Raw genomic sequence first — 9,629 nt, 5'->3', positions numbered from 1 at the left:
TTCTTAATTCTTAATTCTTAATTCTTAATTCTTAATTCTTAATTCTTAATTCTTAATTCTTAATTCTTAATTCTTATTAATGGTCATCTTGTGCAAGATTTAAATAAACCACTGTTAGCATCATAAATACAAACGCTTGGATCACGATAACTAAGATGTGGAAAATCGCCCATAATCCGCCCAATGTCCATTGAATCCACCACGGCAATAAAGCAATCAAGATAAAGATCAGCTCCCCTGCAAATAAGTTACCGTACAAACGCAGTGATAATGACAACGGCTTAACGACTTCATCAATAATTCTAAAAGCGATATTTAATGGGAAAGCCCAGATACCAAATGGTGCACTTAAGATCTCTTTTAGCAAACCAAAGCCACCTTTCGCCTTCAGGTTATACCCAATAATCAAAATAAAGACGCTCAATGATAACGCAAAGGTTAAGTTAGGATCAGCAGTTGGTACAATCTTAAAGTATGCTTCAGACGAACCACCAAACCATACGATTAAACGCCCTGCCAAATCTACTGGAATCAGATCCATAAAGTTCATCAATAACACCCATACGAAGATCGTAATCGCAAGCGGGGTAACAAAGTCACGCTTATGATGATAGGTGTCAGCTACTGCGCCATCGATCCATTCACATATCAGCTCAACTCCATTTTGGAACTTACCTGGGGTGTCTGAACTTGCTTTTCTTGCTGCTAAATACATTAAGCTTAAGAAAAACACGCCCAATACAATACTGACTATAAGGGTGTCTAAGTTTAGCGTCCAGAATGAAGAATCGCCCAAGCTCACCTGCCAATGGTGAAGATGGTGTCTTACATATTCTGAAGAAGTTAAGCTTTCTCCTGCCATATCACTCTTCTCTTATTCGTTTAGGGTTTATTTTAAATGGGTTAACTTCATAAAAAGCGGCATAAACCACATTGCCAGCTGCAATACCAAAAGCCCCGCAATATACGGCAGAAACTTCGGTTGTACATAAATTGCAATTAACACAGTGCCCACAGCAACCATAACTAATTTTGCAAACTCACAGGCATATAAAATGCACACTTCTTTGAAAGGATGATATTGCGCTTTGCGCAAAAAAAGACGTAATAAAAAGATAACATTGGCTACAAACATCAAACACGAGCCTAACAGGAAACCAACGGCATAGCTTTTACCCCATAAAAGACATAGCAAGCTCCCTAGGATCACAAGGATCATTTGGAAAGCAAAAAAGTGCCTTTTATATAGTTTTCGGTTTGCTAGCATCGTTAGATTTTATCCCTTAATTTTACGCCAAGCAGTATATAGAGCGTAAGCTATCGGCGCAAGCGAAAAGTGTTGTTTTTATGTAAAGGCTATTAACACAAGCACACGACTGCTTTTCAAGCAAATTAAAGTGTTTTTATAACACACACTACAAACATGTATGATTGGTAGTTATTAGTATCGAAATGTATCATTAAAACCTTTACACTGATGTGGCGCTTTCAACAACAAGTAAAAAGAGAAAAGGAGATCATTATGCAACGAACTATTCGTATGTTTTTTTTCATATTATGTATATTTACCTCACACGGATTAACAGCATTACCCGCACTGCAAGAAGGCGATCAAACAGCCTATCCCATTGTTGCAACCCATGCGATGGTCTCAACACAACAATCCCTAGCCACTCAAGTAGGTGTAAACATCCTGAAAAAAGGGGGAAATGCCGTTGATGCTGCCGTTGCAGTTGGCTTTGCTTTAGCCGTCACCTTGCCAAAAGCTGGAAATCTTGGCGGTGGTGGTTTTATGATTATTTGGCTTAATGACAAACACAAGGCTATTGCAATTAATTATCGTGAGAAAGCACCCTCGCGTGCATCCGCTAACATGTATCTAAATGATAAGGGACAAGTTGACAGAAATCTGATCTCTGGGACTTATTTAGCATCCGGTGTTCCAGGAACAGTTGCCGGCCTTATTGACGCTCAGAAAAAATATGGCAAGCTGACATTAAAAGAAGTTATGCAACCTGCAATAAAGCTTGCAGAGCATGGGTTTATTATTGATAGCACACTTTACCAGTCACTGATTGACGCCAAACCATGGCTATCAAAACACGCAGCAACACGCGCGATATTTTATAAAAAAGACGGATCCAACTACCAAATTGGTGACCGGTTAATTCAAAAGGACCTAGCCAACACCCTTAAACTTATTGCTAAAAATGGCAAAAAAGCCTTTTACCAAGGAGAGATTGCACAGAAAATTGCAAATGCAATGCAAAAGAATGCAGGACTCATCACATTAGATGATCTTAAAAATTACCACATTGAAGAAATGAAACCCGTTAAAGGAAATTATCGCGGATACACTATTTACTCAATGCCTCCACCAAGCTCTGGAGGCGTGATACTTATCGAGCTTCTTAATATCTTAGAAAACTTTCCATTAGCACAATATGGACTAAACAGTGCTAAAACCATCAATTTAATGAGTAATGCGATGAGCTATGCATATAATGATCGCAACAGTGATCTTGGAGACCCTGATTTCGTTAAAATGGATTTGTCAAAACTAACTTCCAAAGCATATGCCAAAGCTATTGCTGATAAAATTGATCTGACAAAACACATACCAAGCAAAGACATTGCGACACTCAAACCGGAAGATTTAGAAAGCAATCAAACAACGCATTATAGTATCGTTGACAAAGACGGCAATATGGTTGCCAACACCTACACATTGAATTACTCCTATGGCAATGGCATCGTGGTTCCTGGTACAGGGGTATTGCTTAATAATGAAATGGATGATTTTACTGCTAAAGTAGGTGAGCCAAACGTTTTTGGACTTATCCAAGGCAAAGCCAATAGCATTGCGCCAAACAAACGTCCGTTAAGCTCAATGACACCGACAATTATTCTTAATCAAGACGGGAAGCCCTATATTGCCACAGGGTCACCTGGCGGTAGTCGCATTATCACGACAACGCTACAAGTGATTCTGAATGTAATTGATCATGGGCTTAATCTGCAAAGCGCGGTTAACGCCCCACGCATTCACAGTCAATTATGGCCAGAAGAAATTCGTATTGAAGATGGTATCTCACCAGATACCGTAACCCTACTTGAACAAATGGGCAACAAAGTCGTTAAAAAATCAGCGATGGGTGCTGCTGAATCCGTCATGAAAGCAAATGGTTATGTGTATGGCGCTGCTGACCCTCGTCGACCTGGTGGCTTAGCGCTTGGTTATTAATAATTTTCTAATGCTTTGAGTTCTGAAAAAGTGACAATAATAAGCAGATGATAAACACAAGCCACGGAATGACTATCGTGACTTCACCAAGTAAAATCACAAGTTGTGATTTCTTCAATATCGGAAAGTAATAAGCCAAGATCATTGCACAAACAATGGCAACTATTCCAATAAAAAGCGCATAAATAGTGATTTTATCCAATCTTTTTACCAACATACTGTACATCTCCACCAACCCTGTTTGAGCGTTAAGTATGCCGAGCATTATTGGCTGTGTCCAGTGTGTTATATCTTATTGATCAATGAAATCAATCGCTTTTTGTAAACGTAATATAACACGTTCTTTACCAAGCCATTTCAGTGTTAATCCAATATCAGGCGATTGCCCAGAGCCGGTTACCGCAACACGCACTGGCATCCCAACTTTGCCCATACCTAGATTTAACTCGCTGGCTGTGTCCTTTAATAAATGATGCAATGCAACTTCATCTTGCCAACTCTCATCATTTAATTCCTCAGCTTTATTTTTAACATGCAGCAGCACACTGGCTGCACCTTTGACTAAATGTTTAGCGGCAGCCTTTTCATCAAACTCATCGAAGTCGCGATAAAAATAAGCAGATTGCTCAGCTAATTCTTTTAACGTTTTTACTTTTTCCGCCATCACCGGAATAAGCATATCAAAAGCAGGGCCATTATTAACATCTAAGCCTTGAGTTTGAAAGTGATAAATAAGCTCTTTTGCAACTTCTTGTGTTGGCAAATGACGCATATAATGCTGATTAAGCCAGTTTAATTTCTCTGTATTAAACGCTGACGCTGAGGCATTGATATCATCTAGCTCAAAATATTCCAAAATTTCACCCATGCTAAAGACTTCTTGATCACCATGCGACCATCCTAAACGAATAAGGTAATTAATCAGTGCTTGCGGCAAATAACCATCTTCTTTGTATTGCATCACACTCACCGCGCCATGACGCTTGGAGAGTTTTTTGCCATCATCGCCTAAAATCATTGGCACGTGAGCAAATACAGGCACCTCGGCATTTAAGGCGTGATATAAATTAATCTGACGTGGCGTATTATTAATATGATCATCGCCACGCACCACATGGGTAATTTGCATATCGCTATCATCGACAACCACACAAAAATTATATGTCGGCGCACCATCTGAGCGCTTGATAATTAAATCGTCCAACTCACTATTGGCAATCGTGATTTCGCCTTTCACTGCATCCACCCAGCTCACCGCACCTTCTTCTGGATTCTTAAAACGAATGACATGAGGCTTTGAAATATCTTGCTCACCAGCATCAAGGTGGCGACAATGCCCATCATAGCGAGGCTTTTGTTTATTCGCCATTTGCGTTTCTCTTAATTGATCCAAACGCTCGCGCGAGCAATAGCAGCGATATGCTTTACCTTCTGCTAAAAGTTCATCAATAACCTCTTGGTAACGATCAAAATGTTCAGTTTGATAGTATGGCGCACTATCGGCATCTAATCCTAACCAATCCATGCCATCTAAAATTGCCTGTACAGCTTCCGGTGTTGAACGCTCAAGGTCAGTATCCTCAACACGCAGTACAAACTCACCGTTATTTTTACGTGCATAAACCCACGAAAAAAGTGCGGTTCTTGCCCCACCAACATGCAAATACCCCGTCGGACTCGGGGCAAAACGCGTTTTTACTCTTTTAGTCACGTGCTTACCTATTTACCCTAATTTAAATTTAGTTTATCTTCAATCAAAAAAACGCTGACTAGTTTACTGGAAAACACTTTCTGAATAAACCATGATGTTATTGCTTTACTCAGATCTTTCTAGCAATAAAACTGGTTGATTTAACTTCTAAAATTTCAACTTCATCACCAACCTTGGCATCCTCGACCAAGACACGCCATTCAGTATCACCAATTTTTGCCTTAGCAACACCTGAGTGGCTTCTTTGTGTGATCACTACAATCTTACCAATATAACGCCCTAAGCGATCATTAACATCAAGCTCGATATTGTTTTTTTGCTTGCGCTTCTTTAAGGCATAATAACCCAACAACATCGAACTTAATGCAAAAATACCAGCAAATAACAATTGCCAATTGATTGGCAGTTCAGGATAAAACCACATAATCACCCCCAGCAAAAGGGCTGATATCGCAAAAAACAAGAAAAACATCGTTAAAGTAAAAATCTCAATAATCAGCAAAATCCCCATTAAAATCCACCAATGCCAATATAACATACTCTCTCCACCTTAATTTGTTATGCTTTAACCTGCATTGACTTTAACAACTCACTGATCCCACCAACAGAACCGATGATATTAGATGCTTCTAATGGCATCATAATCGTTTTACTATTATCCGATGACGCAATAGCACCAACGGCTTCAATATACTTTAATGCAACAAAGTATTGAACTGCTTGAATATCCCCCTTAGCAATCGCATTAGAAACCGTCTCAGTCGCAACTGCCTCGGCTTGGGCTGTCCGCTCACGCGCTTCAGCTTCACGAAATTGCGCTTCTTTATAACCTTCGGCTTCTAACGCTTGTTTCATTTTTTGTGCTTCCGCGGCAAGAATCTCGGATTGTTTCTCACCTTCAGCCTTTAATATGGCAGCTTGACGCACCCCTTCAGCTCGTAAGATTTCAGCGCGCTTTTCACGCTCTGCTTTCATCTGCTGCGCCATTGCGTCTAATAGATCGCGCGGCGGAGTAATATCTTTTATCTCAACACGAACGATTTTAACACCCCACGGATCCGTTGCCTCATCTAGAACTGACAATAGCTTAGCATTCATAAAGTCACGATTCGATAGCATCTCATCCAAATCAATTCCACCTAAAACCGTACGGATGTTCGTCATGATTAGGTTCTCCAATGCCAATGGTAAATCATTAATGACATACGTGACTTTCTTAGCATCAAGCACTTGGAAAAAGGCAACACCATCGACTTGGACACTGGCATTATCGCGACTAATCACTTCCTGCTTTCTGACATTAAGCACTGTCTCTTTTAAACTCACGCGACTACGCACGCGATCGATCAATGGGAAAATGATATTTAACCCCGGATGCAAGGTTTTATAGTAGCGCCCAAAGCGCTCAACCACAAACTCTGATGCTTGTGGTACCACTTTGACTGAGGCAAAAACAAATACAATCGCTAAAACAATAATCACGATAGGAATCAATGAGTGAAGTGCCATTTTTAATACTCCTGTAAATCGATATTTCACTTAGAGAGTGTAGTCATTTTCACTTGATTTTCCAAGCATTTGTAAGTAAATCACCTTGATTTGTTTTACAACCATAAAAAACCATCTACACTAAAGATCACAATCATGTACGATATATGTTTGCTTATGGATACTATTGCAATTATTGATGATGAACGAGACATTCGCGAAGGTCTTGCTAGCTACCTTCAACAACACCACTTTGATACTGAAGTGTTTGAAGATGGTCTAACCTTTTTAGATGACTTTCAAAAACGTGATTTTTCCTTGGTGATACTTGATGTGATGATGCCTAAAATCGATGGCCTTGAAATCTGCCGTGAGCTAAGAAAAAAATCTGGCATACCTGTGATCTTCTTATCGGCAGCTGGAGAAGCATTTGATCGCATTTTAGGACTTGAAGTTGGCGCGGATGATTATATTAGCAAACCCTTTAATCCACGTGAGGTGCTTGTGCGTGTCAAAACAGTCTTGCGCCGTCGCGGCAATACGAGTAATAGTACACATGGTGCGATTGAAACAAATGATTGGGTGATTTCCCCCAATAAACGCACATTGACCTACCCTAATGGTGAAGAGATCAAGTTTACACCGGCTGTTTATGAGCTCTTTGAGTACTTATATCAGCACAGGGGTGAAACCGTTTCGCGCGAGCAAACCTTTGAAGCACTCTTAAAGCGCCCCTTTGAAGAATTTGATCGCACGATTGATATTCGCATTAGTCGCCTACGCAAAATGCTTGATAATAACCCTCAAGATGGTGCAAGCTATATACAGACGATTAAAGGCTCTGGCTACTTATTTGATTTAAAAGACTAAAGATATGAATATTAACCTTCGTAAAGTCATCCGTAGTCAAAAGAAGGCTTTTCATATCGGCATAAGCTGTGCATTTTTTTTGATTTTATTACAATTTATCACTTCAAGTTATTATGTTTATTCTGGGATCAACTTTCAGCGTTCAGCCGAAATTAAAAACTATGACCCAGCAAAACAAAACGACATATCAACCTTAAATTTATTCGACCTTGCCAATATTGATGGTAATGAAGATAACTATATCCATGATCGCTTTGCTTTTTATTCTACTTTTCCTTCATGTACCTCGCTAGGAATCAGTCAACTTTTAACCAAAGTTGAAAAGCCAATTCATAAATGTGAAAGTTTCTTAAATAGCAACGGTACTTGGCTTAATGTGGTTTATTATTCAAAATTCCAACTTAACACGCCTGTAAGTATCGTCTTTGGCGTTGTTGTTGCTGTATTGTTTTTATTTATCTTGTTGTTCCTTATTCAGATCAAATGGAGCATTCCTTTTTTTGAGTTTCAGCGTTTTGCGCAAGACATGGGACTACGGCTTGAAGCCACCCCTATCCAGATGAAACACGGCATTTTCGCCAAAGAAACGGCTGACACTTTTAACTTTATGCAAGACCGCATTAATCACGTATTAACTTATCAAAACAAACTACTTGCAATGACCTGCCATGATATTAGAACGCCATTGGCACGTATTCAAGGGCGTCGCTTACAAGATCAAAGTGAGCTTTCTCTTAAGGATCAGCGTGATATTCATGAAATCAATCATATGCTTGATGATCTTGTGCTTTTCTCTAAAGAAAACTGGCTAAGTGGCATTCAATTTGAACAAACTAATATTTGTGATTTTTTTGATGATTTGATTGCCGAGTACATCGAGAACAATAAAAGCGTACGTCTTATCAATCAAATGGATGATGATTTAGAACTTGATCTTAAGCGACCTGCATTTAAGCGCGCGATTAATAACATTATAAACAATGGACTAAAGCATGGCTCCGAGGTAATCATCCGCTTACAAACTCATTTACAAGAATCTGCCAAACCAAAATTAGCCATTAATATTCTTGATAATGGTCCTGGTATTCCAGAAAACGAAATAAATAATATATTTACCCCTTTTTACACCGGATCTTCTACAAAAAAAGGAAATGGTTTGGGGCTGTCCATTACCAAAGAAATCATCGATATTCATCAAGGAAAATTAGAGGTTAGCAATGCTAAAGATGGAGGACTTAATGTTCAGATTATCATCTAGAGTTTGGCAGCTGAATGTATTGTTGCTGCTTTGTTGCTTTATCTCTTCAGGTGTTGCTTTTACCTTATATTCTGCTTTTATCATTCAAAAAATTGCCTTAAATGATGTGTATTACAACAGTCGACTGTACACATCTACCTATCATTTTTTGCTCGTAAGCTTATTTTCAATCGGCTTTTTTTTGTTGCCCTTTCTCAATATCTTTTCAAGAAGATTTGATCACAAACGCCTATTAGTTATTTGCCTTGTATTACAATTCATCTCAATACTGATACTTTATTATCACTTGAGTTTTATGAGCCTTTTGTTTTCTGCTGTATCCATGTCATTAGCCAATATTATCTTTGTCGTTATTATTTTAAATTTATGGGCAGCAGCCCCTACGCAATATCGTTTTTTTATCATCTCAATCACTTATGCGATTAAAACAGTAATCCTCACTCTCTTCTTCAATGCCACCTACAGCTACAACCACGCCATTGATAGTCCTTATTTTCTATTGTTTTGCGCTATGTTAATTACTCTTAGCGCTGTTAGCTTACTTTTTTGCAACTTAAACATTCGATATAAAGCGGCATATCACAGCTATACCGATCATTTATTTATCAATATCTTTTATCTTATGCGCCATTCTCGCGTCTTTTTCAAAACAGCAGCAATTGCCATTATTATTACCGTGGTATTCATTTACCTAGATAAAATCAAGTTCCAAGCGCTTGCGAACTACAGTGATCACTTAACACCTGACCTGTTTTTACAAACTGCTCCCATCAACCTCTTACTGGCAACGGTTATTTGCTATATCGCCAGCATCAAGAAGCTCAAAACGCAGCTTGCCATTTTGCTTATTGTGATCTTTTGTGTCAGCTCCATCACACTGTTAACGATGCTCCATTTAAGCAGTGATACAAGCATTAATTTATTCTTTAGCTCTCTGTTTATTACTGACCAAACCATAGCCTTTCTTGCTTATGCTTTTATTATTATGCGAATCAAGGGTTGAATAATAATCAAAAATAAAGTTTACGAGTTGCCAATCCATAATTTATTGTGTTAAT

At 38.8% G+C, this 9,629-nt stretch carries 10 protein-coding genes; 4 read left to right on the top strand and 6 right to left on the bottom strand.

Translation table 11 applies throughout. The features are described from left to right. Positions 1 to 76: 76 nt before the first annotated feature. Positions 77 to 862: a F0F1 ATP synthase subunit A gene (atpB, locus tag ACY10D_RS09135; RefSeq protein ID WP_487000431.1), complete on the bottom strand. Its 786-nt coding sequence runs from the start codon at positions 860 to 862 to the stop codon at positions 77 to 79. Between the two features lie 27 nt (positions 863 to 889). Continuing rightward, positions 890 to 1,267 (bottom strand): ATP synthase subunit I, encoded by a 378-nt coding sequence (locus tag ACY10D_RS09130; protein WP_487000430.1) that lies wholly within the window; start codon positions 1,265 to 1,267, stop codon positions 890 to 892. Between the two features lie 273 nt (positions 1,268 to 1,540). Between ACY10D_RS09130 and ggt the strand changes: the two genes are divergently transcribed. After that, positions 1,541 to 3,244: a gamma-glutamyltransferase gene (gene ggt / locus ACY10D_RS09125; protein WP_487000432.1), complete on the top strand. Its 1,704-nt coding sequence runs from the start codon at positions 1,541 to 1,543 to the stop codon at positions 3,242 to 3,244. Positions 3,245 to 3,251: 7 nt separating this feature from the next. Here the strand turns inward: ggt and ACY10D_RS09120 are convergent, their stop codons facing one another. The 4 genes from ACY10D_RS09120 to ACY10D_RS09105 all read right to left on the bottom strand — a co-directional run bounded on the left by ACY10D_RS09120 (position 3,252) and on the right by ACY10D_RS09105 (position 6,464). Continuing rightward, positions 3,252 to 3,461, bottom strand: coding sequence for a hypothetical protein (locus ACY10D_RS09120; RefSeq protein ID WP_487000429.1), 210 nt, complete (start codon positions 3,459 to 3,461; stop codon positions 3,252 to 3,254). 75 nt (positions 3,462 to 3,536) lie between these two features. After that, the gene (gltX, locus tag ACY10D_RS09115; RefSeq protein WP_487000428.1) at positions 3,537 to 4,955 is read right to left on the bottom strand and encodes a glutamate--tRNA ligase; all 1,419 of its coding nucleotides are present in this window, start codon (positions 4,953 to 4,955) and stop codon (positions 3,537 to 3,539) included. 109 nt (positions 4,956 to 5,064) lie between these two features. Next, positions 5,065 to 5,493 (bottom strand): NfeD family protein, encoded by a 429-nt coding sequence (locus tag ACY10D_RS09110; protein WP_487000427.1) that lies wholly within the window; start codon positions 5,491 to 5,493, stop codon positions 5,065 to 5,067. Positions 5,494 to 5,513: 20 nt separating this feature from the next. Beyond that, on the bottom strand, positions 5,514 to 6,464 hold the full coding sequence (locus tag ACY10D_RS09105; RefSeq protein WP_487000426.1) for an SPFH domain-containing protein: 951 nt from the start codon (positions 6,462 to 6,464) through the stop codon (positions 5,514 to 5,516). A gap of 156 nt (positions 6,465 to 6,620) precedes the next feature. On the opposite strand from ACY10D_RS09105, the gene ACY10D_RS09100 reads away from it, so the two are divergent. From ACY10D_RS09100 to ACY10D_RS09090, 3 genes are read left to right on the top strand one after another with little or no spacing between them, the layout of a single operon-like run. Beyond that, complete coding sequence (locus tag ACY10D_RS09100; RefSeq protein ID WP_487000425.1) at positions 6,621 to 7,313, top strand: response regulator transcription factor; 693 nt, start codon at positions 6,621 to 6,623, stop codon at positions 7,311 to 7,313. 4 nt (positions 7,314 to 7,317) lie between these two features. Continuing rightward, entirely contained in the window at positions 7,318 to 8,571 is a 1,254-nt protein-coding gene (locus ACY10D_RS09095; RefSeq protein WP_192483594.1) for a HAMP domain-containing sensor histidine kinase, read from the top strand. Beyond that, positions 8,552 to 9,574, top strand: coding sequence for a hypothetical protein (locus ACY10D_RS09090; protein WP_487000424.1), 1,023 nt, complete (start codon positions 8,552 to 8,554; stop codon positions 9,572 to 9,574). Before ACY10D_RS09095 ends, ACY10D_RS09090 begins: the two co-directional genes overlap by 20 nt. The last annotated feature ends 55 nt before the right edge of the window (positions 9,575 to 9,629 follow it).

Source organism: Cysteiniphilum sp., from assembly GCF_057495195.1.
This window is presented reverse-complemented; position numbering and strand designations above follow the sequence as displayed.

Coding starts and splice junctions, on each gene's coding strand:
- atpB (WP_487000431.1), bottom strand. CDS start 862: ATGGCAGGAGAAAGCTTAACTTCTTCAGAATATGTAAGACACCATCTT.
- ACY10D_RS09090 (WP_487000424.1), top strand. CDS start 8,552: ATGTTCAGATTATCATCTAGAGTTTGGCAGCTGAATGTATTGTTGCTG.
- ggt (WP_487000432.1), top strand. CDS start 1,541: ATGTTTTTTTTCATATTATGTATATTTACCTCACACGGATTAACAGCA.
- ACY10D_RS09095 (WP_192483594.1), top strand. CDS start 7,318: ATGAATATTAACCTTCGTAAAGTCATCCGTAGTCAAAAGAAGGCTTTT.
- ACY10D_RS09105 (WP_487000426.1), bottom strand. CDS start 6,464: ATGGCACTTCACTCATTGATTCCTATCGTGATTATTGTTTTAGCGATT.
- ACY10D_RS09110 (WP_487000427.1), bottom strand. CDS start 5,493: ATGTTATATTGGCATTGGTGGATTTTAATGGGGATTTTGCTGATTATT.
- ACY10D_RS09100 (WP_487000425.1), top strand. CDS start 6,621: ATGGATACTATTGCAATTATTGATGATGAACGAGACATTCGCGAAGGT.
- ACY10D_RS09120 (WP_487000429.1), bottom strand. CDS start 3,461: ATGTTGGTAAAAAGATTGGATAAAATCACTATTTATGCGCTTTTTATT.
- ACY10D_RS09130 (WP_487000430.1), bottom strand. CDS start 1,267: ATGCTAGCAAACCGAAAACTATATAAAAGGCACTTTTTTGCTTTCCAA.